The sequence below is a fragment of the Streptomyces sp. HUAS YS2 genome, from assembly GCF_033343995.1.
In the GTDB taxonomy this organism is placed as follows: domain Bacteria; phylum Actinomycetota; class Actinomycetes; order Streptomycetales; family Streptomycetaceae; genus Streptomyces; species Streptomyces solicathayae.
In genome coordinates, this window is sequence record NZ_CP137573.1 from 6,765,070 (window position 1) to 6,787,965 (window position 22,896).

The 22,896-nt window shown below is 72.6% G+C and carries 26 protein-coding genes; 16 read left to right on the plus strand and 10 right to left on the minus strand.

Annotation, left to right across the window (positions count from 1 at the left end):
• The first annotated feature begins 252 nt into the window (after positions 1–252).
• Positions 253–1,560: a chloride channel protein gene (locus tag R2D22_RS31350; protein ID WP_318108302.1), complete on the plus strand. Its 1,308-nt coding sequence runs from the start codon at positions 253–255 to the stop codon at positions 1,558–1,560.
• Between the two features lie 48 nt (positions 1,561–1,608).
• Here the strand turns inward: R2D22_RS31350 and R2D22_RS31355 are convergent, their stop codons facing one another.
• On the minus strand, positions 1,609–1,914 hold the full coding sequence (locus R2D22_RS31355) for an SHOCT domain-containing protein (RefSeq protein ID WP_318108303.1): 306 nt from the start codon (positions 1,912–1,914) through the stop codon (positions 1,609–1,611).
• 52 nt (positions 1,915–1,966) lie between these two features.
• Positions 1,967–2,428 (minus strand): DUF6325 family protein, encoded by a 462-nt coding sequence (locus R2D22_RS31360; RefSeq protein ID WP_318108304.1) that lies wholly within the window; start codon positions 2,426–2,428, stop codon positions 1,967–1,969.
• Positions 2,429–2,564: 136 nt separating this feature from the next.
• Between R2D22_RS31360 and R2D22_RS31365 the strand changes: the two genes are divergently transcribed.
• The 7 genes from R2D22_RS31365 (at position 2,565) to R2D22_RS31395 (ending at position 8,635) form a co-directional block, all read left to right on the plus strand.
• Positions 2,565–3,422 (plus strand): HipA family kinase, encoded by an 858-nt coding sequence (locus R2D22_RS31365; protein WP_318108306.1) that lies wholly within the window; start codon positions 2,565–2,567, stop codon positions 3,420–3,422.
• Complete coding sequence (locus R2D22_RS31370; protein WP_318108307.1) at positions 3,419–3,802, plus strand: DUF3037 domain-containing protein; 384 nt, start codon at positions 3,419–3,421, stop codon at positions 3,800–3,802. The genes R2D22_RS31365 and R2D22_RS31370 overlap by 4 nt, the downstream gene beginning before the upstream one ends.
• 169 nt (positions 3,803–3,971) lie before the next feature.
• A complete protein-coding gene (gene fabG, locus R2D22_RS31375) occupies positions 3,972–4,730 on the plus strand; it encodes a 3-oxoacyl-ACP reductase FabG (protein WP_318108308.1) in 759 nt (252 codons plus the stop codon).
• Positions 4,731–4,763: 33 nt separating this feature from the next.
• Entirely contained in the window at positions 4,764–5,531 is a 768-nt protein-coding gene (locus tag R2D22_RS31380) for an SDR family oxidoreductase (protein ID WP_318108310.1), read from the plus strand.
• 151 nt (positions 5,532–5,682) lie between these two features.
• The gene (locus tag R2D22_RS31385; RefSeq protein WP_318108312.1) at positions 5,683–7,260 is read left to right on the plus strand and encodes an ABC transporter substrate-binding protein; all 1,578 of its coding nucleotides are present in this window, start codon (positions 5,683–5,685) and stop codon (positions 7,258–7,260) included.
• A gap of 80 nt (positions 7,261–7,340) precedes the next feature.
• Positions 7,341–8,024, plus strand: coding sequence for a uracil-DNA glycosylase (gene ung, locus R2D22_RS31390; RefSeq protein ID WP_318108314.1), 684 nt, complete (start codon positions 7,341–7,343; stop codon positions 8,022–8,024).
• Positions 8,025–8,161: 137 nt separating this feature from the next.
• Positions 8,162–8,635, plus strand: coding sequence for a hypothetical protein (locus R2D22_RS31395; protein WP_318108316.1), 474 nt, complete (start codon positions 8,162–8,164; stop codon positions 8,633–8,635).
• 45 nt (positions 8,636–8,680) lie between these two features.
• Here R2D22_RS31395 and R2D22_RS31400 read toward each other — a convergent pair whose 3' ends face one another.
• The 3 genes from R2D22_RS31400 to R2D22_RS31410 form a co-directional block, all read right to left on the minus strand.
• Positions 8,681–9,160 carry a hypothetical protein gene (locus R2D22_RS31400; protein ID WP_318108317.1) on the minus strand — a complete coding sequence of 160 codons (480 nt, stop codon included), beginning with the start codon at positions 9,158–9,160 and terminating at the stop codon, positions 8,681–8,683.
• A 126-nt stretch (positions 9,161–9,286) separates the two neighbouring features.
• Positions 9,287–9,796 carry a DinB family protein gene (locus tag R2D22_RS31405; RefSeq protein ID WP_318108318.1) on the minus strand — a complete coding sequence of 170 codons (510 nt, stop codon included), beginning with the start codon at positions 9,794–9,796 and terminating at the stop codon, positions 9,287–9,289.
• A gap of 42 nt (positions 9,797–9,838) precedes the next feature.
• Complete coding sequence (locus tag R2D22_RS31410; RefSeq protein WP_318108320.1) at positions 9,839–10,447, minus strand: TetR/AcrR family transcriptional regulator; 609 nt, start codon at positions 10,445–10,447, stop codon at positions 9,839–9,841.
• A gap of 90 nt (positions 10,448–10,537) precedes the next feature.
• Here R2D22_RS31410 and R2D22_RS31415 point away from each other — a divergent pair, with 90 nt between their 5' ends.
• Positions 10,538–11,788: an FAD-dependent monooxygenase gene (locus R2D22_RS31415; protein ID WP_318108322.1), complete on the plus strand. Its 1,251-nt coding sequence runs from the start codon at positions 10,538–10,540 to the stop codon at positions 11,786–11,788.
• Between the two features lie 13 nt (positions 11,789–11,801).
• Complete coding sequence (locus R2D22_RS31420) at positions 11,802–12,707, plus strand: Gfo/Idh/MocA family protein (RefSeq protein WP_318108323.1); 906 nt, start codon at positions 11,802–11,804, stop codon at positions 12,705–12,707.
• Here the strand turns inward: R2D22_RS31420 and lnt are convergent.
• From lnt to R2D22_RS31440, 4 genes are all read right to left on the minus strand, one after another.
• Positions 12,652–14,238, minus strand: a complete 1,587-nt coding sequence (lnt, locus tag R2D22_RS31425; RefSeq protein WP_318108325.1) for an apolipoprotein N-acyltransferase — start codon at positions 14,236–14,238, stop codon at positions 12,652–12,654. The genes R2D22_RS31420 and lnt overlap by 56 nt on opposite strands.
• A 116-nt stretch (positions 14,239–14,354) precedes the next feature.
• Complete coding sequence (locus R2D22_RS31430; protein WP_318108327.1) at positions 14,355–14,801, minus strand: nuclear transport factor 2 family protein; 447 nt, start codon at positions 14,799–14,801, stop codon at positions 14,355–14,357.
• A gap of 374 nt (positions 14,802–15,175) precedes the next feature.
• Complete coding sequence (locus R2D22_RS31435; RefSeq protein ID WP_318108329.1) at positions 15,176–16,051, minus strand: undecaprenyl-diphosphate phosphatase; 876 nt, start codon at positions 16,049–16,051, stop codon at positions 15,176–15,178.
• 165 nt (positions 16,052–16,216) lie between these two features.
• Entirely contained in the window at positions 16,217–16,675 is a 459-nt protein-coding gene (locus R2D22_RS31440) for a winged helix-turn-helix transcriptional regulator (protein ID WP_318108330.1), read from the minus strand.
• Positions 16,676–16,794: 119 nt separating this feature from the next.
• On the opposite strand from R2D22_RS31440, the gene R2D22_RS31445 reads away from it, so the two are divergent.
• A complete protein-coding gene (locus tag R2D22_RS31445) occupies positions 16,795–17,964 on the plus strand; it encodes a thiolase family protein (protein WP_318108332.1) in 1,170 nt (389 codons plus the stop codon).
• Between the two features lie 4 nt (positions 17,965–17,968).
• Here R2D22_RS31445 and R2D22_RS31450 read toward each other — a convergent pair whose 3' ends face one another.
• The gene (locus tag R2D22_RS31450) at positions 17,969–18,733 is read right to left on the minus strand and encodes a TVP38/TMEM64 family protein (RefSeq protein ID WP_318108333.1); all 765 of its coding nucleotides are present in this window, start codon (positions 18,731–18,733) and stop codon (positions 17,969–17,971) included.
• Positions 18,734–18,801: 68 nt separating this feature from the next.
• Between R2D22_RS31450 and R2D22_RS31455 the strand changes: the two genes are divergently transcribed.
• The 5 genes from R2D22_RS31455 to R2D22_RS31475 all read left to right on the plus strand — a co-directional run bounded on the left by R2D22_RS31455 (position 18,802) and on the right by R2D22_RS31475 (position 22,875).
• Complete coding sequence (locus tag R2D22_RS31455; protein WP_318108335.1) at positions 18,802–19,500, plus strand: DNA alkylation repair protein; 699 nt, start codon at positions 18,802–18,804, stop codon at positions 19,498–19,500.
• Positions 19,501–19,552: 52 nt separating this feature from the next.
• On the plus strand, positions 19,553–19,696 hold the full coding sequence (locus R2D22_RS31460) for a hypothetical protein (RefSeq protein WP_318108336.1): 144 nt from the start codon (positions 19,553–19,555) through the stop codon (positions 19,694–19,696).
• 111 nt (positions 19,697–19,807) lie between these two features.
• Entirely contained in the window at positions 19,808–20,977 is a 1,170-nt protein-coding gene (gene tuf / locus R2D22_RS31465; protein ID WP_318108338.1) for an elongation factor Tu, read from the plus strand.
• Between the two features lie 181 nt (positions 20,978–21,158).
• Positions 21,159–22,025, plus strand: a complete 867-nt coding sequence (locus tag R2D22_RS31470) for a patatin-like phospholipase family protein (RefSeq protein WP_318108340.1) — start codon at positions 21,159–21,161, stop codon at positions 22,023–22,025.
• A 4-nt stretch (positions 22,026–22,029) separates the two neighbouring features.
• On the plus strand, positions 22,030–22,875 hold the full coding sequence (locus tag R2D22_RS31475) for a spermidine synthase (RefSeq protein ID WP_318108342.1): 846 nt from the start codon (positions 22,030–22,032) through the stop codon (positions 22,873–22,875).
• Positions 22,876–22,896 lie beyond the last annotated feature (21 nt).

The window sequence follows — 22,896 nt, forward strand, 5'->3', positions numbered from 1 at the left end:
CCGTTCCGAAGCATGGGGCCTCGCTCGGGGAACCGGTGGCTCTGACGGTGGGCCATTCGGTGCTCCCGACCTGCCGGCGGTGCGTGGGGCTTTGAGCATGCGGTCTGCATGGTGTACGTCCGCAAATGCGCCAGTTTCACCACCTTGTGCGGGCGCTGAGCCAAGGAGGACCCCATCGCCGGAATCGCGTCGCAGAGCCCCTCCGGGACCCCGCCGGGCAGTCAGCCTCAGGAAGCCGACCTGCTGCGGACGATGCTGAGCCGACCGGAGTACCGCAAGGCACTGGTGTTCAGCGGACTGATCGGCGTTCCGGTGGCACTCATCGCCTTCTGGTTCCTCGTGGGAGTCCACGAGCTGGAACGGCTCATCTGGACGGACTGGCCGAAGGACCTGGGGTGGAAGCAGGCCCCCTGGTGGTGGGGGCTCGTGCTGCTGCCGGTGGCAGGGCTCGTCGTCGGTCTGGTGGTCGCCCGCCTTCCCGGCCGGGGCGGGCACATCCCGGCCGGCGGGCTGCATGCGGGCGGGGCGGGGAAGGAGGCACTGCCCGGTGTCGTGATCGCCGCGTTGGTCGGTCTGCCGCTCGGCGCCGTACTGGGCCCCGAGGCGCCGCTCATCGCCCTCGGTGGTGGTCTGGCGCTGTTCTTCGCGAGCCTGGCCCGGGCCCCACAGACCGAATCGAGCACGGCACTGCTCGGTGCGGCCGGAGCGGCGGCGGCCATCTCCGCGCTCTTCGGGAACCCCGTGGTGGGTGCCGTGCTGCTGATGGAGGTGGCGGGAGTGGGCGGGCCGCAGCTGTTCGCGGTGATGCTGCCGGCCCTGCTGGCCAGCGGGGTGGGAGACCTGATCTTCACCGGGTTCGTCCACTGGACGGGCTTCGACACGGGGAGCCTGGACATCGGCCTTCCCCCGCCCCCGCCGCTCGACTGGGCGGACGTGCTGTGGGCGCTGGTGCTTGCGCCGGCCATCGCGTTCTTCGTGCACTGGACGTTCGTGGGCGGCCGGTTCACGGCCCGTTTCGTGGCGTCCCGGACGGTACGGAACACCTTCCTGTGCGCGGTGGGCGCTGCTGTCTGCGTCACCCTCTTCGCCGTCAGCACCGGTCGTTCGCCGGCCGACGCGGGCCTGTCCGGCGAGGCGACCCTGTCCGACCTGGCACAGGACCCGCACGCCTGGTCGGTCGGCGCCCTGGTCGCGGTGCTGGCCTTCAAGGGCCTGGCGTACGCACTGTGTCTGGGCAGCCTGCGCGGTGGCCCCGTCTTCCCCGCCCTGTTCCTGGGCGGGGCGGCCGGTGTCCTGCTGGCCCCCCTGCCCGGCCTGGGTGTGGTGCCGGCGATGGCGGTCGGCATGGCGGCCTCGGTGACCGCGGCCCTGCGGCTGCCCGTGAGCAGCGTGGTCCTGGTCGTACTCCTGCTCGGCAACGTGGAGACGGTGGCCCTGGTGGTGCTGGCCGCCGTCGTGTCCTTCGTCGTCGGCGAACTGCTGCCGCAGGGTCCGCGCATCCCCGCGTTCGCCGAGCGGCCGCCCGGCCGAGCGCGTCGTGGCTCGGCCGGGCGGCCGTGAACCGGCGGGGAGCGCCGGACGGAGTGCGCCCTGGCAACGCCCGCGCGATCAGGAACCGAGGATCCTGCTCTTCTGAGCCGCGAACTCCTCCTCGGTCAGTACGCCCTGGTCCTTCAGCTCTCCGAGCTCCTTGAGCTGGGCGATCTTGGCGCTCATGTCGTCGCCCGGCGCCGCGGGCGGGGGCGCCGCGGGCTGCGGCGGGGGCTGCTGGTACTGCTGCTGGTACGGCTCGGCCTGCGCGTCCTGCTGTGCGGCCCAGCGGCCCGCCTGGCGCCGCGAGACCCTGTTGGACACCGCGGTCGCCGTCCCGGCCACCACCGCGGTGCGTGCTACTCCTCGAAGAAGTCCTGGCATGTCGGTCCTCCTTGACCGCTCTCGACTGATCGGGTTCCCGGTCCAGGGGGCGTCAAGCAGCGGCTCCGCCGGCTTCCGCCGCCTCCGCGGCGTCGAGCGAGGCCAGGATCGCCTGCACGGGGATCCGCCCGCCGGCCACGAGTTGCGCACCGGAGCGCCGCAGGGCCCGCGCGAGAGGAGCCGCCCAGAGGTTCTCGTAGATCAGGATTCCAGCCGAATTGCCCGGTTCGAGACTCGCCCCCGCCTCGTCGAGGTCGTCCTGCCCGAGCAGCCCGGACGAGGATCCCTCGAACACGGTCAGGTCGAACTCGCCGTCGGCGTCCAGATCCCTCAGCTCCAGTGCGACGACGCTGCCGTCGGTGTCCTTCCGGACGAACATGAGGTCGAGAATGCGGACGATGCCTCTGTCGACCAGGTCGAGGAGCAGGGGGAACCCCTCGCCCGTCATCCGGTTGCCGGGGAACTCGATGACCAGATAGTCAACCGGTCCCATGTCCTCGAAATCGTCACTCATGAGCACTCCAAACACAGCTGGGAGGTCCCCAGAGCCAGTTGAGCATTCGCCGGAGCGCTTCGCACGTCGGAACGAGGCAGGCTCCTCCCGCCCGGTCCTCGGATCGTGAAGATCGGCCGCCGGATAGCCTGGGGAAATGCTTACAGAAGTGACAGCGACCCGCTACGTCACGCCCTTGCGGGAGGGCGGCTCGCTCCCCGGGATCGTCGAGGCCGACGATCTCGGTACGTACGTCATGAAGTTCACCGGCGCCGGGCAGGGGCGCAAGACGCTGGTCGCCGAGGTGATCTGCGGGCAGCTCGCGCGGCGGCTCGGGCTGCGGGTGCCGGAGCTGGTGACCATGCAGCTCGACCCGGTCATCGGGCTCTCCGAGCCCGACCAGGAGGTCCAGGAGCTGCTCAAGGCGAGCGGCGGGCTGAACCTCGGGATGGACTTCCTGCCCGGGTCGCTCGGCTTCGACCCGCTGGCGTACGAGGTGGACCCGAAGGAGGCCGGGCGGGTCGTCTGGTTCGACGCCGTGATCAACAACGTCGACCGGTCCTGGCGCAACCCGAACATGCTCGTCTGGCACGGCGACCTGTGGCTGATCGACCACGGCGCCACCATGATCTGGCACCACAACTGGCCCGGCGCCCAGGCATCCGCCGCCAAGTCGTACGACGCCTCCGACCACGCGCTCGCGCCGTTCTCGCCGGACGTCGCGGCCGCGGCCGAGGAGCTCGCGCCGCTGGTCACCGAGGAGCTGCTGACCGAGGTCGCCGCCGACGTGCCCGACGAATGGCTCGTCGACGAGCCCGGCTTCGAGACCACCGACGCGCTGCGCCGCGCGTACGTCGAGGCGCTGCTGCCGCGCGCCGCGACGATCCACGAGCGGATCGAGCTCGGGCCGCGCACCGAGCGCCGCGCCTCACAGGCGCCGGGGTGGCTGACCGAGCACCTCACGCCGTGGCCGCACCCCACCAAGAAGGACCGTACGAAGGACAGCAGCACGTGAGCGACCGGGACGTCTTCGAGTACGCGCTGCTGCGCGTGGTGCCGCGCGTCGAGCGCGGCGAGTGCTTCAACGCGGGAGTGGTCGTCTACTGCCGCGCCCGCTCCTACGTGGCCGCCCGCGTGCACCTGGACGAGACCAAGCTGGCCGCGCTCGACCCGGCCGCCGACGTCACCGGCGTACGGGCGGCGCTGCACGCGGTCGAGGGGGTCTGCCTGGGCGGCGAGGACGCCGGGCAGGCGGCCCGGGACGACGCCGGACGGCGCTTCCGGTGGCTGATCGCGCCGCGCTCGACGGTGGTCCAGCCGGGGCCCGTGCACACCGGTCTGACCACCGATCCGGAAGCCGAGGTCGAAAGACTTCTCGATCTGTTGGTGCGCTGAGCCCGACGACCGCCGGACGCGGGTGAGATGGTGCACCCGGTGGGCCGTTGACACCGGGTGCCAGGGCTTCTAGCGTCTCGTCTGCGGAAGGTACTAAGCGGTCGCTCATGTGCGGGCCGGGCGGTCTCGTTCCGCATCCAGGGACGATCCAAGGGCGAGGAGAACCAGCATGACCACCGAGCAGCGCGTAGCCGTCGTCACCGGTGCGGCACGGGGCATCGGAGCGGCCACCGCCGTCCGGCTGGCCGCGGAGGGCCGGGCCGTTGCCGTACTCGACCTCGACGAGGCGGCCTGCAAGGACACCGTCGAGAAGATCACCGCGGCGGGCGGCCGGGCCATCGCCGTCGGCTGCGACGTCTCCGACAGCGCCCAGGTCGAGGCCGCCGTGGCGCGGGTCGCCGCCGAACTCGGCGCGCCGACCATCCTCGTCAACAACGCCGGCGTGCTGCGCGACAACCTGCTGTTCAAGATGAGCGAGTCCGACTGGGACATCGTGATGAACGTGCACCTCAAGGGCGCGTTCCTGATGGCCAAGGCCGTCCAGAAGCACATGGTGGACGCCGGCTTCGGCCGTATCGTCTCGCTCTCCTCGTCCTCCGCCCTCGGCAACCGCGGCCAGGCGAACTACTCCGCCGTCAAGGCCGGCCTGCAGGGCTTCACCAAGACCCTGGCCAAGGAGCTGGGCAAGTTCGGCATCACCGCCAACGCCGTGGCCCCGGGCTTCATCGTCACCGAGATGACCGCGCAGACCGCGGCCCGCGTCGGCATGGGCTTCGAGGAGTTCCAGGCCGCCGCCGCCACCCAGATCCCGGTGGCGCGCGTGGGCCGCCCCGAGGACGTCGCCAACGCCATCGCCTTCTTCACGGGCGACGACGCCGGCTTCGTCTCCGGCCAGGTCATGTACGTGGCCGGCGGCCCGCTCAACTGACGCCGACCGTTCCGACGAGACAGGGGCAGTGACATGACCGAGCAGGAGCTTGTGCCGCTCTCCGGGAAGGTCGCGCTGATCACCGGCGCGAGCCGGGGCATCGGCTACGGCGTCGCCGAGGCGCTGGTCGCCCGCGGCGACCGGGTGTGCATCACCGGGCGCGGCGAGGAGGCCCTCAAGGAGGCCGTGGAGAGGCTCGGCGCGGACCGGGTGATCGCGGTGCCCGGAAAGGCGCACGACGAGGCCCACCAGGCCGCCGCCGTCGAGGCGACGATGGCTGCTTTCGGCCGCGTCGACTTCCTGATCAACAATGCCGGGACGAATCCGGTCTTCGGGCCGATCGCCGAACTCGACCTGAATGTGGCGCGCAAGGTCTTCGAGACGAATGTGGTCTCGGCGCTCGGATTCGCCCAGCAGACCTGGAAGGCGTGGCAGAAGGAGAACGGCGGCGCGATCGTGAACATCGCGTCGATCGCCGGAGTCTCCGCCTCGCCGTTCATCGGCGCGTACGGCATGAGCAAGGCCGCAATGATCAATCTGACCCTTCAGTTGGCGCACGAGTTCGCCCCGAAGGTCCGGGTCAACGCGATCGCGCCGGCCGTGGTCAAGACGAAGTTCGCGCAGGCCCTGTACGAGGGCAGGGAGGCCGAGGCGGCCGCCGGGTACCCGATGGGCCGGCTCGGACTTCCCGAGGACATCGGCGGTACCGCCGCATTTCTCACGTCCGCGCAGTCGGACTGGATTACCGGCCAGACACTGGTCGTGGACGGCGGTCTGTTCCTCAACGCCGGAGTGGCGTGACCGTCGCGTTACCGAATTCGGGGCCGCCGGGTGACCGGATTGTTCCCGGTTACGCGCCGAATGCCTCAAGTGCCCCGCCAGGGCTCCACATTGACCTGGCGGGGCACTGCGGTATGGTCGGCCGACCCATGGCTGAACGAGGAGTGTGCACGTGTTCAACCGGACCAGTCTGCAGGTCGCTGCAGCCCTTGCGTCCATATCCCTGGTGAGTGGCTGCGGTCTGTTCGCGGACAAGGAGTCCGCGACGGACATGAAGCTCGTCGTGGGCACGACCAGCTCCCCGACCAGCCTGGACCCGGCCGCCGCGTGGGACAACTCGTGGGAGTTGTACCGGAATGTCTTCCAGACGCTGGTGGCTTTCCCGACGGGAAGTTCGACCCCGCAGCCGGACGCAGCGGACTGCAAATTCAGTGATGCCACGAGCAAGGTCTTCGAGTGCACGCTCCGTAGCGGTCTGAAGTTCTCCAACGGGCACCCGCTGGACGCCAAGGCCGTGCAGCACTCCATCGAGCGCATCCGGACGATCAACCACAAGGGTGGTCCGAATGGAATGCTCGGCTCGCTCGACACGATCGAGACCGTCGGCGCCAACAAGATCGTCTTCAAGCTGAACCAGTCGGACGCGACCTTCCCGTTCGTTCTGGCCACGCCCGCCATGTCCCTGGTGGACCCGGCCGAATACCCGAAGGACAAACTTCGCGAGGACGGCAAGCTCCTCGGTTCCGGCCCTTACGTCCTCGACTCGTACGAGAAGGGCAAAGAGGCCGTCCTCACCAGGAACGCCAGCTACAAGGGATTCGCCGACCGCAAGAACGGCGGCGTGACCATCAAGTACTTCGAGAAGTCCGAGCCGATGGTCACGGCGCTGAAGAAGAAGGAGATCGACGCGATCTACCGCGGTCTGACCGCGGAGGAGGTCGTCGACCTCCAGGAGAAGAAGAAGGGCAACGAGGGGCTGCAGCTCGTCGAGTCCTCCGGTGCGGACATCCGCTACCTGGTCTTCAACTCCGCGGACCCGGTCGCCCGCAAGCTCCCGGTCCGCCGGGCCATCGCCCAGCTGATCGACCGGGACGCACTGGTCGGCAAGGTGTACCAGGGAACCGCCGAGCCGCTGTACTCGATGGTCCCCAAGGGCATCGCCGCCCACACCACCAAGTTCTTCGACCGCTACGGCGACCCCGACGTCGACAAGGCCCGCAAGATCCTCCGGGAGGGCGGGATCACCAAGCCCGTCGAGCTGACCTTCTGGTACGCCACCGACCGGTACGGCTCCGCCACCGCCGCCGAGTTCGCCGAGATCAAGCGGCAGCTCGACGCCTCGGGCCTGTTCAAGGTCACCATCCAGGGCAAGAAGTGGGAAGACTTCCAGAAGGGCTACCAGAACGGCCAGTACCCGGTCTTCGGCCGCGGCTGGTTCCCCGACTTCCCCGACCCGGACAACTTCGTCGCCCCGTTCGTCGGCAAGGACAACGTGCTCCGCACGCCGTACGAGAGCCCGCAGATCACCGGGACGCTGCTGCCGAGGTCCCGCAAGGTCAGCGACCGAGGCTCGGTCAGCAAGGACTTCGAGACCGCCCAGGAGATCATGGCCGGTGACGTCCGGCTGCTGCCGCTGTGGCAGGGCAAGCTGTACGTGGCGGCCAGCGAGGAGGTCTCCGGCGGGGAGCGCGCCCTGGACCCGCAGACGGTCATGCAGATGTGGGAGCTCGGCCGGAAGGCCAGCTGGTAGGACGCCCGCCCACGGGCGTTGTCAGTGGCCCCCGGTAGGTTCTTGCTCGTAGAAGTGATCGCCTACCGGAGGTTGTTGACGTGACCGACACCGACATGCTGCCCGAGTCCTGGCGCGGCGTCCTCGGCGAGGAACTGCAGAAGCCCTACTTCAAGCAGCTCACCGAGTTCGTCGAGGAGGAGCGGGCCAAGGGGCCGGTCTACCCGCCGCGCGACGAGGTCTTCGCCGCCCTCGCCGCCACTCCGTACGACAAGGTCAAGGTCCTGGTCCTCGGCCAGGACCCGTACCACGGCGAGGGGCAGGGCCACGGGCTCTGCTTCTCGGTGCGGCCCGGTGTGAAGACGCCGCCTTCGCTGCGCAACATCTACAAGGAGATGCACGCCGAGCTCGGCCACCCGGTCCCGGACAACGGCTACCTGATGCCCTGGGCCGAGCAGGGCGTCCTGCTGCTCAACGCGGTGCTGACGGTCCGCGCCGGCGAGGCGAACTCGCACAAGAACCAGGGCTGGGAGAAGTTCACCGACGCGGTGATCACCGCCGTGGCCTCGCGGCCCGACCCGGCGGTCTTCGTGCTCTGGGGCGCCTACGCGCAGAAGAAGCTCCCGCTCATCGACCAGGAGCGGCACGTCGTGGTGAAGGGTGCCCACCCCTCGCCGCTGTCGGCGAAGAAGTTCTTCGGCTCCCGCCCCTTCACCCAGATCGACGAGGCCGTCGCGGCCCAGGGTCACGAGGCCATCGACTGGCGGATCCCGGACCTGGGCTGACCCCGGAACGGACCCGGACGCACGACACAGGCCCGGGCGCCCGCCCGAGCCTGACCGCGATCGGGCACGGCGGGGGCTAGCGTCGGTCCGTCGATGTGCCGCCGGCAGATCGACGGACCGCACTCAGGGAGGCCGCAGTGGGCGAGCAGCAGCAGACGCCGGACGACGCCGTCATGACCCGGATCGGGCAGGCGACGATGCTGCTCCACGGCGGGGACCGGGAGGAGGCCCGCAACCGCTTCGGCGCGCTGTGGGCGGAGATCGGGGCCGACGGCGACCCCCTGCACCGGTGCACCCTCGCGCACTACATGGCCGACACCCAGGACGACCCGGACACCGAGCTCGCCTGGGACCTCCGGGCCCTGAGCGCGGCGGAGGAGCTGAGCGAGGAGCGGGTCGCCCGGCACGACTCGGCCGTCGCGCTGCGCTCCCTGTACCCCTCGCTCCACCTCAATCTCGCCGCCGACTACGTCAAGCTGAGCCGTCCGGACGCCGCCCGGGTCCACCTGGACCGCGCCCGTGCCGCGTCCGACGTGCTCGACGACGACGGGTACGGCAACGGGGTGCGGGCGGCGATCGGACGGCTGGAGAGCCGGCTGCGGACCGAATAGCGGCCGCGGCGGCGGGGACCCGGCGGGCCCGCGGCCCGGCCTCGTTCAGCCCTTGCCAGCGCCGTACGTGCCGCGGCAGATCCGGGCCTGGTCACTGTCCGCGCGCCAGCCCCCGTACTTCTCGCCCAGGGCGCAGACCTCACCCCGGGAGCGGGGTGGACGGTCGGGGAGCTTCGGCAGGAGCGGCGGCAGGGTGACTGGCAGGCCGCCCCGGAGGCGGCCGTCACCCGTCTTCCTGCCCTTGCCCGGGCGGTCCGTCTCCGCGTTCCTGCCGTGGGCCCGCTCCGGGGCGCCGTGCGGGGGCGGCGGGGACGTCCTCGCCGGTTCCGGCCGGGTGGCGGCCTCCAGGGCCTCCCGGGCGGGCGCCTCGACGAGCCGGGGTGGCTCGTCGAGGGCGGGCCGGCCGATCCCGGGCGGTGGCGCGGACGGCGGCGCGACGGGCGGCGGCTCCACCGACACGCAGCCGGAGACGGCCGCGACGGCCACTCCGACCAGGAGCTTCGCTGTGGTTCTCGTTCGATGCACCCGCGCAACCTTGCAGCCCGCACGGGTTCTTCGCGCCCCTACCGGCCGGGAATGCCCCGCACGAGTGATCTTCGTGCCGCGCGGTTCCCGGCCGCCGCCGGGGCGCCGGCCCGAGGCGTACCGGGGTCAGTCCCCGGTCACACCGTCGACCGCCTCGCGGAGCAGGTCGGCGTGCCCGTTGTGCCGCGCGTACTCCTCGATCATGTGGACGTAGATCCAGCGCAGGTTGAACTCCTCGCCGGAGCGGTGCTTGCCCGTACCCACCTCGTCGAGCTCACGGCCCGCGGCCAGCTCGCGGGCCCGCTCGATCTCCGCCTGCCAGGTCGCGTACGCCTCCTCGAAGGTGGCCTCCGGACCCGGGTGGAAGTCGCCGTCCCGGTCCTCCTCGGTGTAGTAGATCGGCCCGGCGTCCTCGCCGACGAGGACCCGCCGGAACCAGCCGCGCTCGACCTCCGCCATGTGCCGGACCAGGCCGAAGAGCGTCAGGTTCGACGGGGGAGCCGAGGCGGTGCGCAGCTGGGCGTCGTCCAGGCCCTCGCACTTCGTGGCCAGCGTGGCCCGATGGAAGTCCAGCCAGGTCTCGAGCATCTCGCGCTCGCCGGCGATGGTGGGGGGTTCGATGCGTTCTACAGTCATGTCCGGCATCGTCACGCACGACCTCGGGGGCGCGCCAGGCATTTACCCCTGGCGGTCCGGGAGCATGCCGCGCAGCAACTCCGCGAAACCGGTGCGCAGTTCCTCGAGGCTCGGCACCGCGGAGTGGAACGACCCCGCCGCGCAGGAGAACATCAGCCCCTCGCACCAGGCGATCAGGGACAGCGCGTGCCGCTCGGGCGTCGGCGAACCGGCCTGCGTCATCATCGCGATCACCGGTCCGTGGAAGGCCGCGCCGGCCCGGTCGAAGAAGCTGCGGAGCTCCGGGCGGCGAGTCGCCTCCAGCGCCAGCTCGTAGCGGGAGACCAGGAGCGGGCGGTGGTCGGTGAGGTAGCGGTGCAGCGCGAGCGCGAGCGCGTCGACCACGGCCTGGACGCCGCCGTCCGCCGGCGGCAGCTCGTCGGGCCCGAGCACCTGCGCCTCGTGGTGCGCCAGGCGGGCCACGGCGATCTCCAGGAGGGCCTGCCGGGTGCGGGCGTGGTTGGAGGTCGAGCCCTGGGGGAGGCCGGCCCGCTCGTCCACGGCGCGGTGGGTGAGCCCGCGCATCCCGCGTTCGGCGAGGAGGGCGAGGGCGGCGTCGCCGATCAGGTCGGCCCGTGACGAGGGCGGTGCGGCGGGGGTGCGAGCGGTCATGGGGCCAACCTATCGGCCGCTCCCTGGCCAGGCGACTACAGGTGTAGTACGGTCGACAGGTCACTACAGATGTAGTCCCGAGGAGGGGTCATGCAGCAGCACGCCGTCGTCATCGGGGGCGGCATCGGCGGACTCACCACCGCCGTCGCACTCCACCAGCAGGGCCGGCCGGTCACCGTCCTGGAACGGGCCGCCTCCCTCGCCCCCGTCGGGGCCGGCATCGGCCTGGCCCCCAACTCCCAGCGGGCCCTGGACGTCATCGGCCTCGGCGACCGCGTCCGCGAGCTCGCCGCCTGGCAGGGCGACGGCGGGATGCGCACCCCGTCCGGCCGCTGGCTGGTCCGCCTCGACGCCGCGGCGGTCGCCGCGCGCTTCGGCGGCGCGCTCGTCCTGCTCCACCGCGCCGCCCTGGTCGACCTGTTGGTCTCCGCGCTCCCCGAGGGCACCGTCCGCACCGGCGTGACGGCCTCGGTCGCCGACCCGGGCGACGACGAGCGTCCGGCCGTGGTCGCTCTGGGCGACGGGGAGACGATCGAGGCCGGTCTCGTGGTCGCCGCCGACGGCATCCACTCGGCCGTCCGCCGCGGCCTCTTCCCCGACCACCCGGGGCCCGAGTACTCCGGCTTCACCACCTGGCGCGTCGTCGTCCCCGCCCCCGACCGGCCCTTCGCGCCGCACGAGACCTGGGGCCGTGGCCGCCTGTGGGGCACCCAGCCGCTCAAGGACGGCCGGATCTACGCGTACGCCATGGCCGTGGCCCCCGCCGGGGACCGCGCCCCCGACGACGAACGGGCCGAGCTGCTGCGGCACTTCGGCGACTGGCACGACCCGATCCCCGCGATCCTCGCCGCCACGTCGCCCGAGGGCGTGCTCCGCCACGACGTGCACCACCTCATCACGCCGCTGCCCGCCTTCCACCGCGGCCGGGTGGCGCTGCTCGGCGACGCCGCGCACGCGATGGAGCCCACCCTCGCCCAGGGCGGCAACCAGGCCATCGAGGACGGCATCGTGCTCGCCCACCACGCCGCCGGCAGACTGCCGCCGAGCCGGGCGCTCGCCGGGTACACCGCCGACCGGCTGCCCCGCACCACAGACATCGTCCGCAAGGCCGCCCGCGCCGGCCGGCTCACGACGATGTCCTCCCGGCCCGGCGTCGCCGTCCGCGACGTCCTCGTCGCCGCCGTCTCGCGCTTCGGCCCCGGGCTCGTGCTGCGCGGTTTCGACGGCATCGCCGACTGGTCCCCGCCGGGTGCGACGTATGCTGCGGACAGGCGGGACCTGCGGGAACAGCGGGAGCTGCGGGGCCCTCAGGACCTGCGGGGACATGACGTGACGAAGTGACAGGGAGACCCTCGTGAGGATCGGCTGCATCGGGCTCGGCGACATCGCGCAGAAGGCGTACCTGCCCGTCCTCACCACCCTCCCGGGCGTCGAGCTCCACCTCCAGACCCGCACCCCGGAGACGCTGGACCGGGTCGCCGACGCCCACCACGTCCCCGTCGCCCGGCGCCACCGCGACCTCGACTCACTGCTCGCCGCCGGCCTCGACGCCGCGTTCGTGCACGCCTCGACGGCCGCCCACCCCGAGATCGCCGGCCGGCTGCTCCGGGCCGGGGTGCCGACGTACGTGGACAAGCCCCTCGCGTACGAACTCGGTGAGTCCACCACGCTGGTGGAGCTCGCCGAGGAGCGTGGCACCAGCCTCGCCGTGGGCTTCAACCGGCGGCTCGCGCCCGGCTACGCGCAGTGCCTCGACCACCCGCGCGAGCTGATCCTCATGCAGAAGAACCGGATCGGCCTGCCCGAGGACCCGCGCACCTTCGTCCTCGACGACTTCATCCATGTCGTCGACACGCTGCGCTTCCTGCTCCCCGGCCCCGTCGAGCACACCGACGTGCGCGCCCGCCTCCGCGACGGACTGCTGCACCACGTCGTGCTGACGCTCTCGGGCGACGGGTTCACCGCGATCGGCATCATGAACCGGCTCAGCGGGTCCACCGAGGAGATCCTGGAGGTGTCGGGCCAGGACACCAAGCGTCAGGTGGTCAACCTGGCCGAGGTCATCGACCACAAGGGCCAGCCCACCGTACGGCGGCGCGGCGACTGGGTCTCCGTCGCCCGCCAGCGGGGCATCGAGCAGGCCGTGCACCTCTTCCTCGACGCCGTGCGCGACAAGCGCACCCTCAGTGCCCGCGACGCGCTGCTCACCCACGAGCTGTGCGAGCACGTGGTGCGCCAGTGCCTCGCGCAGGCCTCCTGAGCGACCCCACGCCCTCCACCGCGCACAGCAGCGCCAGTGCGGCGAGCGCCGCGTACACCGGCCAGTCGCCGTACCGGACGTACGCGGTCGTCGTCGTGGACAGCGGTACGGAGTACACGGCAGCCTCGCTCGCGTCCGTGCCCAGCGGCTCGCCGACGCGCGCGCCGTCCGGGCCGTACACGGCGCTCTGCCCGGTCAGCGTCGCGTGCACCGTCGGCCGGCCGGACTCCGCGGCCCGCAGTGCCGCCAGCGAGGCGTGCTGCTCCGGCGCCCAGCTGTGCTGGAAGGTGGACGTCGCCGACTGGGCGATCACCACCTGCGCGCCGTCCCTGACCAGCCTCCGGGTCATGTCGGGGAACGCCGACTCGAAACAGACCAGCGGCCCGACGCGCAGCCCCTCCCGGCCCGGCAGGGTCATCACCACGGGCGCCTCGCCGCGCCGGCGGTCCTCTCCGGCCGCCTTGCCGACCGATGTCGCCCAGCCGAGCACGGCGCGGGCCGGGATGTACTCGCCGAACGGCACGAGGCGCATCTTGTCGTAGCGGTCGCCGGTGGGTCCGTCGGCGCCGATCAGGACGCTGCTCTTGAAGATGCCGGGCCGGTCCGAGCGGCGCGCGTCCACGTTGACCAGCAGCGGTGCGTCGACCGCCCGGGACAGCGCGGCGAGCCGGTCCGCCAGTTCGGGGTGCGAGGCCAGGTCCATGCCCACGCTGCTCTCGCCCCAGACCACCAGGTCCACGTCCCGGCCCACCAGCTCGCGGGTCAGCTCCTCGCCCCGGGCGAACCGCCGGTCCGCGCCGCCCGGTCCGTCGAACACCCCCGGCTGGACGACGGCGATCCGGACGTGCTCCGAGGTCCGTGGGGGCGCCACCCACAGCCAGACCAGACTCGTGGTGACCGCGCACACCAGCAGCCCCACCAGTGCGGTGATCCGCACGGCGCCCGCCGACACCAGCAGCGTGACCGCAGTGTTCACCGCCACTACCAGCAGCGTCACCAGCCACACTCCGCCCACCGACGCGAGCCGCAGTGCCGGTGCGACCTCCCACTGGCTCGCGCCCAGCAGACCCCACGGGCCGCCCAGGCCCTCCCAGGACCGCACCAGCTCGACGATCAGCCAGCCGGAGGGGATCACGGCGAGCGCGGCCACGGCCCGCCGTACCGACGGTTCGTGGCCCAGCATGGCGCGTACCAGCCAGCCCCAGGGCAGCCAGAGCAGCCCGAGCAGGGCGGCCACGACGAGGATGAAGACGTGCAGGCTCGGCATCAGCCAGTGGTGCACGGCCAGCATGAACCCGATCCCGCCCAGCCAGCCGTCCAGGGCGGCCCGGCCGGCCGAGTCCGCCGAGCGGATCAGCAGCATCCACGGCACCAGCGCCACGTACGCGAACCACCACAGCGACGGTTCGGGGAACGTGAGCGCGGGCAGCGCGCCGGCCGTCACCGCGAGGACGGCCCGCCACCATGGGGAAGCCAGGGCGGTGCGGGCCGTGCTGCGAGCCGTACCGCGGGCCGCCACCGGAATCCGCATGACCGCGACGCCTCCTCCTGCCGACCGCCGGGGGAGCGGTGTCGCCTCCAGTGTGGCGCGCGGGGCGCGCGAGCGAACAGAGGGCGCGACGAGGGCGGCCGGCCGGATCGAGCGGGTCAGCCGGACGGCATACGGCGCCACTTCTCGTGCACGACCACCGAGCGCAGCCGCCAGCCCGCCTCGGTGCGCAGCAGCCCGAAGGCGTACCGGCCGCCGCAGACGAAGTCACCGCCCGACTCCAGGCTCATCGGGTTCACGTAGTCGGCCCGTACGTCGGCGGTGTCGCCGGGGTAGCCGCCGAGGTCCTGGAGGCGGATCCGCCGGTTCACGATCAGGTGCTGGCGTACCGGGAACAGCCGCATCGTCTCCGCCAGCCAGTCGGCGACCTCCGTCGCCGGGCCCTCGATGCCGCCCGAACCGCGGTAGTCGGCGCGGCCGTCCGGGGTGAACAGGGCCCGGTAGTCCGCCCAGTCGCCGTCGTCCACGGCCGCCGCGTATCCGGTGACCACCTCGTCGACGGCCATCCGGTCCATCACGGTCGCGAGATCCACGCGCTGCGTCATCGCCACAGTGTCGGCCCCCGGGCCCGCGGGGCCAAGAGCCGTGCAGCGCCCCGTCGGCCGGGTCGCGCCCCGGGCCGCTGTTTCGCACGGGGTGTGAAGGGCGCACGGCGACCGGTGCCGCGCACACGCTCGTGGTGGTGGGCCGAGGCGCGGGAGGATCGGCAGGTCCGTTCGGGCGGGGCGCACCTGGGGCCGCCGGGAGACCCCCCGAGTCCGGCGACCCGTCCCCCTCCGGCGCGGAGAACCGGTTCCCGCCCGTTCGCGACGCGAGCCCGGCCGCCCGCCGCCCCGCCCCCCGGTGCCCGGCGGCGGCCGGGCCCGCCCAGTGGTCGCGCGGAGGCGCGGGGGTCGGTCGAGCCCGACTCGCGCGTGGGTCAGTCGCCCGACTCGCCCGCGTGCGGGCTCAGGACGTCGGCGCCGACGAGGATGAAGAGCAGGACGCCGAGGGCGATCCGGTAGATCACGAACGGCATGAAGCTCTTGGTCGTGATGAACTTCATGAACCACGCGATCACCGCGTAGCCGACGCCGAACGCGATGATCGTGGCGAAGATCGTCGGCCCCCAGGACACATGACCGCCCTCGGTCGCGTCCTTGAGCTCGAAGAGACCGGAGGCGAGCACCGCCGGGATCGCGAGCAGGAACGAGTAACGGGCCGCGGCCTCACGGGTGTAACCCATCAGCAGACCGCCGGAGATCGTCGCACCGGAGCGGGAGACGCCCGGGACCAGCGCCATGGCCTGGCAGAGGCCGAAGATCAGGCCGTCCTTCACGGACAGCTCCTGGAGCGTCTTGCGCTCGCGGATGGCGCGGTGCCGGCCGCCGATCTCGTCGCGCGCCGCCAGCCGGTCGGCCACGCCGAGCACGACGCCCATGACGATCAGCATCGTCGCGGTCAGCCGCAGGTCGCGGAACGGCCCCTCGATCTGGTCCTTGAGCGTGACGCCGAGGACGCCGATCGGGATCGAGCCGACGATGACCAGCCAGCCCATCTGCGCGTCGTGGTCGCTGCGCATCGCCTTGTTTGTGAGCGAGCGGAACCAGGCGGAGATGATCCGGGCGATGTCCTTGCGGAAGTAGATCAGGACCGCGGCCTCGGTGCCGATCTGGGTGATCGCGGTGAAGGCCGCGCCCGGGTCCTCCCAGCCCGCGAACGCCGCGGTGAGGCGCAGGTGCGCGCTGGAGGAGATGGGGAGGAACTCCGTCAGCCCCTGGACGAGCCCGAGGATGAATGATTCGAACCAACTCATGGGGCTAGGGCCGTCCCGAGTGTGCGCGTGCGGTCATGGGCGGGGCGGTCGATGATCGACCGCCGGTCGCCCCGCAGCGTACCGCCCTCGGGTGAATGGCCCGCCGCCCGCCCTGGGCAGGGGCCGGTCCCCGCCCATCGGCCGCAGCTCCGGGCGCGTCGGGGGTCAGGCGTCCGCCGGGCCCGTCGTGGTCCAACCCGGCGCGTCCACGCGGGCGGTCAGGCTCGCCCGGTCCGTGTCTCCTCCGCAGTCGGAGCAGACGACCTTCGGCCTCAGCTCCGCGCCGCAGCGGTGGGTCAGGACCACCGGCGGCTCCTCGTTGAGGTGTCGGTCGCCCCAGGCCATCAAAGCCAGCAGCACCGGCTGCAGTTCGGCGCCGGCCGGGGTCGCGCGGTACTCGAAGCGCTGCGGGCGCTCGCTGTACGGGACCTTCTCCAGGATCCCGGCCTCCACGAGGCGGCGCAGCCGCGCGGTCAGGATGTCGCGCGGCGCGCCGGTGTTGCGGGCGATCCGGTCGAACCGGTGCACGCCGAGCAGCACTTCGCGCAGGACGAGCAGCGAGTACTTCTCGCCGACCAGGGCCAGCGTGTCGGCGATGGAGCAGGGGCGGGGCGCGGCCTTCATGGGGACCAGGGTAGGGCAGGACGAAGAGAGGGTTTGAAAACTGGATTCACTGGGCTATGTTACTCGTGAGTGTTAGTCCAGTTTTCCAACCTACGTCGTTCGGTTCAGGAGCTGTGATCATGCGTGACGCCGTCATCGTCGAAGCCGTCCGTACGCCCATGGGGCGGGGCAAGGCCAACGGAGCACTGGCCGAGGTCCACCCCGTCGCCCTGCTCTCCCACACGCTGCGCGCCCTCGTCGACCGCAGCGGCATCGACCCCGCCCTCGTCGACGACGTGATCGGCGGCACCGTCGACCAGGTCGGCGAGCAGGCCATGAACACCACCCGGTACGCCTGGCTCGGCGCCGGACTCCCCGAGTCCGTGCCCGCCACCACCGTCGACCGGCAGTGCGGCTCCTCGCAGCAGGCCGTCCACTTCGCCGCGCAGGGCGTGCTCTCCGGCGCGTACGACGTCGTCGTCGCCTGCGGGGTCGAGTCGATGAGCCGCGTCCCCATGTGGTCGAACGTGCCGCCCGGCGCGGACCCCTTCGGTCCCGGTGTCGCCGCCCGCTACCCGGAGGGCCTCGTCCCGCAGGGCATCAGCGCGGAGCTGATCGCCGCGAAGTGGTCGATCGGGCGCGAGGCGATGGACGAGTTCGCCGCCGGCTCGCACGAGAAGGCCGCGCGCACCTGGGCGGCGGGGCTCTTCGACGCCGAGGTCGCGCCGTACGGGGAGGTCGGCCGCGACGAGTCGGTGCGGCCCGCGACCACACCGGAGATCCTCGCCGGGCTCCGCCCCGCGTTCCAGGACCCGGCCTTCGCCGAGCGCTTCCCGCAGATCGAGTGGTCGGTCACGGCGGGCAACAGCAGCCCGGTCAACGACGGGGCGTCCGCCGTCCTGATCATGGCGGCCGATACCGCCGAACGGCTCGGCCTGCGCCCGCTCGCCCGGCTGCACAGCTTCGCCGTCACCGGCTCCGACCCGCTGCTCATGCTGACGGGAGTCATCCCGGCCACGGAGAAGGTGCTGCGGCGGTCCGGTCTCGGGCTCGACGACATCGACCTGTTCGAGATCAACGAGGCCTTCGCGAGCGTCGTCCTCGCCTGGCAGCAGGAGACCGGTGCGGACCCGGCCCGGGTGAACGTGCACGGCGGCGCGATCGCGCTCGGCCACCCGCTCGGCGCGAGCGGCACCCGCCTGATGACCACCCTCGTCCACGCGCTCCGGGCGCGCGGCGCCCGGTACGGCCTGCAGGCCATGTGCGAGGCGGGCGGGCTCGCCAACGCGATGATCGTCGAAGCGCTCTGAGGCGTCAGACGGGGGACGGGGTCCGATCCTCCGTGCGGACGCCGGCCGTCCCGGCGGCCGGCGTCTCCGCCGGGCGCAGGCGGTGGCGCTTGCGCCAGGCCACCGCCGCGCCCGCCACCCCGGTGACCACGATGAAACCGGTCGAGATCAGGAACGCGGGCGACGACGGCGAGGACGCCTCGGCGCCCGCGATCACGTACGCCGCCGTGTTCGGGATCGAGCCGAGCCCCGTCGCCAGCAGGAACGGCGTGTACCGCATCCGGGACACCGCCGCGCAGTAGTTGGCGGCGGCGAACGGCACCCCCGGGAAGAGCCGGATCGCCAGCATCGAGCGGAAGCCGTGCCGGCTCAGCTGTCCGTCGGCCGCCCGCAGCCAGCGGCCGCGCAGCAGCGGCCGCAGCGCGTCCTGGCCCAGCACCCGGCCCAGCGTGAAGGAGATCCCCGCGCCGAGGACCGTGCCCACCACCGCGGCCACCAGACCCGCCTGGACGCCGAACAGCGCCCCCGCCGCGAGGTTCAGGATCGGACGGGGCACGAAGGCCGCCGTGCACAGGCCGTACGCGCATCCGAACAGCACCACCGCGCCCGCGCCGGCCACCTGGGGCGGCCAGCCCTCGGCGAGCAGCCGCTGCGGCTCGTACAGCAGCACCGCGGTCACCGCGCTCAGCAGCATCACGGCGAGCAGCGACAGCCGTGACCAGGGCGAGAGCAGCGCCTGTGAGCAGCGGAGAGCGAGAGAGCCCGGCGGCCGGGTGACGGGGTCGAGCATCCGGGGAGAGTAACCGACGGGGACATGTGATCGCCGTAATGTCCGTCATCCCCCCTAGTGTGAGCCGCATGACCTTCGCCGTGCCCGACAGCGCCCTCGCCGACACCGTGCTGGCCCGCCTCACCGAGGTCTACCCGCCGGCCGGAGACCCGTTCCGGGCGCAGGAGATGATCGCGTACATGAAGGGGGCCGCCCCCTTCCTCGGCATCCGCACCCCCGAACGGCGCGCGCTGTCCCGCACCGTCCTCGACGGCCTGCCCCGGCCGGACGAGCCCGACTGCACGGCCGTGGCCCTGCGGTGCTTCGCCCTGCCCGAGCGCGAGTACCACTACTTCGCCGTCGACTACCTGCGCCGCCATGTCGGCCGCTGTTCCTCGGAATTCCTGCCGGTCGTCCGGCGCCTCGTCACCACCGACTCCTGGTGGGACACCGTCGACCACCTCGCCGCCCACGTGGCCGGCGGCCTCGTCGCAGCGGACCCGGCGCTCGCGGCGACGATGGACGAGTGGATCGAGGACGACGACCTCTGGGTCGCCCGCACCGCTCTCCTGCACCAGCTCCGTTTCAAGGCCGCCACCGACACCGAGCGTCTCTTCGCCTACTGCCTGCGCCGAGCCGACCACCCCGACTTCTTCATCCGCAAGGCGATCGGCTGGTCCCTGCGCGAATACGCGAAGACCGCCCCGGGCGAGGTCCGCGCCTTCGTCGAGCGGAACCGCACCCGCCTCTCCCCGCTCTCGGCGCGGGAAGCCCTCAAGAACCTCTGACCGCACCGAAATTCGGTCGACGGCGAGGCGTCCTTCCGCGAGGATCGTCGACATGTTCCGGTACGCCTTCCCCGCAGCGCCGTCCGCAGTCGCGGACGCGCCGAAGGCTGCCGTTCTCGCCGCCGCCGCTGCTGCCGCCCTCGCGGCCGCAGCCGCGGTCACGGCCGCAGCGCCCTGCGACGGCGCGCGAAGCTGACTCTCCCCGGAACGTCCGGCGGACCCCGCAGGGGGAGGGTCGGTTCCGCCCAGGGGTCCCCCTCCGCAGAGGAGACGATTCATCAGGTTCCGGGAAGGAACGACGTCAGCCATGCCCAAGACGGCATACGTGCGCACCAAGCCGCACCTCAACATCGGCACCATGGGTCATGTCGACCACGGCAAGACCACTCTGACCGCCGCCATCACCAAGGTCCTCAGCGAGCGGGGGACCGGCGTGTTCGTGCCGTTCGACCGGATCGACCGGGCGCCCGAGGAGGCGCAGCGCGGCATCACCATCAACATCGCGCACGTCGAGTACGAGACGGACACCCGCCACTACGCCCACGTCGACATGCCCGGCCACGCCGACTACGTCAAGAACATGGTCACCGGGGCCGCGCAGCTCGACGGAGCGATCCTCGTGGTCTCCGCGCTGGACGGGATCATGCCGCAGACCGCCGAGCACGTGCTGCTCGCGCGGCAGGTCGGCGTCGACCACGTCGTCGTCGCGCTCAACAAGGCCGACGCGGGGGACGACGAGCTGACCGACCTCGTCGAGCTGGAGGTCCGCGAGCTGCTGACCGCGCACGGCTACGGCGGTGACACGGTGCCCGTCGTCCGGGTCTCCGGGCTCAAGGCCCTGGAGGGCGACCCACGGTGGACCGCCGCGGTCGAGGCGTTGCTCGACGCGGTGGACACGTACGTGCCGATGCCGGTGCGTTATGTGGACGCGCCGTTCCTCATGCCGGTGGAGAACGTGCTCACGATCACCGGGCGCGGCACCGTCGTGACCGGCGCGGTGGAGCGGGGCACGGTCCGCGTCGGCGACCGCGTCGCCGTTCTCGGCGCGGACGTCGACACGGTCGTCACCGGCGTGGAGACCTTCGGCAAGCCGATGGAGTCCGCGCAGGCCGGCGACAACGTCGCCCTGCTGCTGCGGGGCGTCGCGCGCGACGCGGTGCGCCGCGGGCACGTGGTGGCCGAGCCCGGCAGCATCGAGCCGCGCCGCCGGTTCACCGCGCAGGTGTACGTGCTGTCCGCCCATGAGGGCGGTCGGACCACACCCGTCTGGACCGGGTACCGCCCGCAGTTCTACATCCGCACCGCGGACGTCGTCGGCAACGTCGACCTCGGCGCGACGGAGCTGGCCCGCCCCGGCGAGAAGGTCACCATGACCGTCGAACTGGGCCGCGACGTCCCGCTGGAGCCCGGCCTCGGCTTCGCCATCCGCGAAGGCGGCCGCACGGTGGGCGCGGGCACGGTCACGACGGTGCACTGAGCCCGGGTGGCGCGGGCGGGCCGGGGCCCGCGCCGCCAGGGTGGCGCCGGGCGTCGGCGGACGCCCGGCTCCGGCCTGACGGCTCCGGCCCGACGGCCCCCGCCGGTGAACTCGCCTGCCGGAGGCGTGTGTTCCGTACCCCCGCGGGGAGCCGGCTTCCGTGCTGGGGCAGACTCGGGGGATGACGCAGACGCGGGGGAAGCGGCGGACGGCGCTCGTGCTCGGGGCGGGTGGGCTGGTCGGTGGGGCCTGGGAGACCGGGGTGCTGTACGGGCTCGCCGACGCGGGGGTGGACGCGGCCTCGGCGGATCTGATCATCGGCAGCTCCGCCGGCGCCGTCGTCGCCGCGCGGCTCGCCGCCGGGAAGTCCTCGATCGCCGAGCTGTACGAGGGGGAGCTCGACGGTAGCGCCCCGGCCGAACCGCCCGCGCGGCTCGGCGCGCTCACGATCCTGCGCTACGCCGTCGCCGTCCTGACCTCCCGTACCCCCGAGGAGTACGGCCGCAAGCTCGGCAGGCTGGCGCTCGGCGCGGCCACCGTCGACGAGGCCGCCCGCCGCGCCACCGTCGGCCGTCGCCTCGACCCGGTGACCCGGTGGCCCGACCGCCCCCTCCTGATCAGCTCCGTCGACGCCCTGAACGGCGAACTCGCCGCCTACGACGCCGACAGCGGCGTCCCGCTCGTCGACGCCGTCACCGCGAGCTGCGCGATCCCCGGCCTCTGGCCGCCCGCCACGCTCGACGGCCGCCGCCGCATCGACGGCGGCGTGCACTCCACAGCCAACGCCCACCTCGCCGCCGGATACGAGCGGGTCGTCGTCATCGCCCCCAACGCCTCCGGCAACAACGTCGTCCTGTCCCCGGCGCGCCAGGGCGCGGCACTCGCCGCCGCGGGCGCGCGGGTCGAGGTCATCACTCCTGACAGGGCGTCCAAGCAGGCCCTCGGCCGGAACTCGCTCGACCCCTCCCACCGCGCTCCCGCCGCCCGCGCCGGACGGGCGCAGGCCGCCGCCCACGCGCCGGCCGTCGCCGCGCTCTGGGCACAATAGGGACGTGAACGAGCAGATTCCCGTGATCAGGGACGTCGACGGGGGCACCGCCCGTCTCATGCCGGACGTCGACCGCGAGCGGGCCTGGCTGCTCACCGTGGACGACGCGCCCCAGTCGTACGTCGACCTGGACGAGCCGACCCACCTCGAGTTCGAGTACGCGCGCCGGATCGCCCACGTCCTCGACCGCGCCGCCGACGAGGGCGCCCCGCTCGACGTCCTCCACCTGGGCGGCGGCGCGCTCACCCTGCCCCGGTACGTCGCGGCCACCCGGCCCGGCTCGCGCCAGGACGTCGTGGAGGCCGACCGCGGTCTGCGCGCGCTCGTCGCCGAGCATCTGCCGTTGCCGGCGGACGCGGACGTCACCGTGCACGGCGCGGACGCCCGCGCCTGGCTGGAGGCGGCTCCCGCCGCGTCCTTCGACCTGATCGTCGCCGACGTCTTCGGCGGCTCCCGGGTGCCCGCCCACCTCACCTCCACCGCCTACGCGACAGCGGCCCGGCGGGCGCTGCGGCCGGGCGGGATCTACGCGGCCAACCTGGCAGACGGGGCGCCCTTCGCCTTCCTCCGCTCCCAACTGGCCACCTTCGCGGAGGTCTTCCCCGAACTCGCGCTGATCGCCGAGCCGGCCGTCCTGCGGGGCCGCCGCTTCGGCAACGCGGTCCTGGTCGCCTCCGACGCCCCGCTCGACATCGCCTACCTGACGCGGCGTGCGGCGGCCGACGCCTTCCCGGCGCGGGTGGAGGAGGGAACGTCGCTGGCCGGCTTCACCGGCGACGCGCGACCGGTACGCGACGAGGACGCCGTGCCGTCCCCCGTGCCGCCGGACGGCGCCTTCAGCGTCGGCTGAGGGGAGGGACGGAAGCGGCGC

Bases quoted from the DNA above. Each gene is read 5' to 3' on its own strand.
- R2D22_RS31415 (WP_318108322.1), top strand. From the start codon at position 10,538: ATGCAGCAGCACGCCGTCGTCATCGGGGGCGGCATCGGCGGACTCACC.
- fabG (WP_318108308.1), top strand. From the start codon at position 3,972: ATGACCACCGAGCAGCGCGTAGCCGTCGTCACCGGTGCGGCACGGGGC.
- R2D22_RS31410 (WP_318108320.1), bottom strand. From the start codon at position 10,447: ATGACCGCTCGCACCCCCGCCGCACCGCCCTCGTCACGGGCCGACCTG.
- R2D22_RS31355 (WP_318108303.1), bottom strand. From the start codon at position 1,914: ATGCCAGGACTTCTTCGAGGAGTAGCACGCACCGCGGTGGTGGCCGGG.
- R2D22_RS31445 (WP_318108332.1), top strand. From the start codon at position 16,795: ATGCGTGACGCCGTCATCGTCGAAGCCGTCCGTACGCCCATGGGGCGG.
- lnt (WP_318108325.1), bottom strand. From the start codon at position 14,238: ATGCGGATTCCGGTGGCGGCCCGCGGTACGGCTCGCAGCACGGCCCGC.
- R2D22_RS31450 (WP_318108333.1), bottom strand. From the start codon at position 18,733: ATGCTCGACCCCGTCACCCGGCCGCCGGGCTCTCTCGCTCTCCGCTGC.
- R2D22_RS31435 (WP_318108329.1), bottom strand. From the start codon at position 16,051: ATGAGTTGGTTCGAATCATTCATCCTCGGGCTCGTCCAGGGGCTGACG.
- R2D22_RS31460 (WP_318108336.1), top strand. From the start codon at position 19,553: ATGTTCCGGTACGCCTTCCCCGCAGCGCCGTCCGCAGTCGCGGACGCG.
- R2D22_RS31350 (WP_318108302.1), top strand. From the start codon at position 253: ATGCTGAGCCGACCGGAGTACCGCAAGGCACTGGTGTTCAGCGGACTG.
- R2D22_RS31455 (WP_318108335.1), top strand. From the start codon at position 18,802: ATGACCTTCGCCGTGCCCGACAGCGCCCTCGCCGACACCGTGCTGGCC.
- R2D22_RS31440 (WP_318108330.1), bottom strand. From the start codon at position 16,675: ATGAAGGCCGCGCCCCGCCCCTGCTCCATCGCCGACACGCTGGCCCTG.
- R2D22_RS31430 (WP_318108327.1), bottom strand. From the start codon at position 14,801: ATGACGCAGCGCGTGGATCTCGCGACCGTGATGGACCGGATGGCCGTC.
- R2D22_RS31365 (WP_318108306.1), top strand. From the start codon at position 2,565: ATGCTTACAGAAGTGACAGCGACCCGCTACGTCACGCCCTTGCGGGAG.
- R2D22_RS31470 (WP_318108340.1), top strand. From the start codon at position 21,159: ATGACGCAGACGCGGGGGAAGCGGCGGACGGCGCTCGTGCTCGGGGCG.
- R2D22_RS31405 (WP_318108318.1), bottom strand. From the start codon at position 9,796: ATGACTGTAGAACGCATCGAACCCCCCACCATCGCCGGCGAGCGCGAG.
- tuf (WP_318108338.1), top strand. From the start codon at position 19,808: ATGCCCAAGACGGCATACGTGCGCACCAAGCCGCACCTCAACATCGGC.
- R2D22_RS31360 (WP_318108304.1), bottom strand. From the start codon at position 2,428: ATGAGTGACGATTTCGAGGACATGGGACCGGTTGACTATCTGGTCATC.
- R2D22_RS31380 (WP_318108310.1), top strand. From the start codon at position 4,764: ATGACCGAGCAGGAGCTTGTGCCGCTCTCCGGGAAGGTCGCGCTGATC.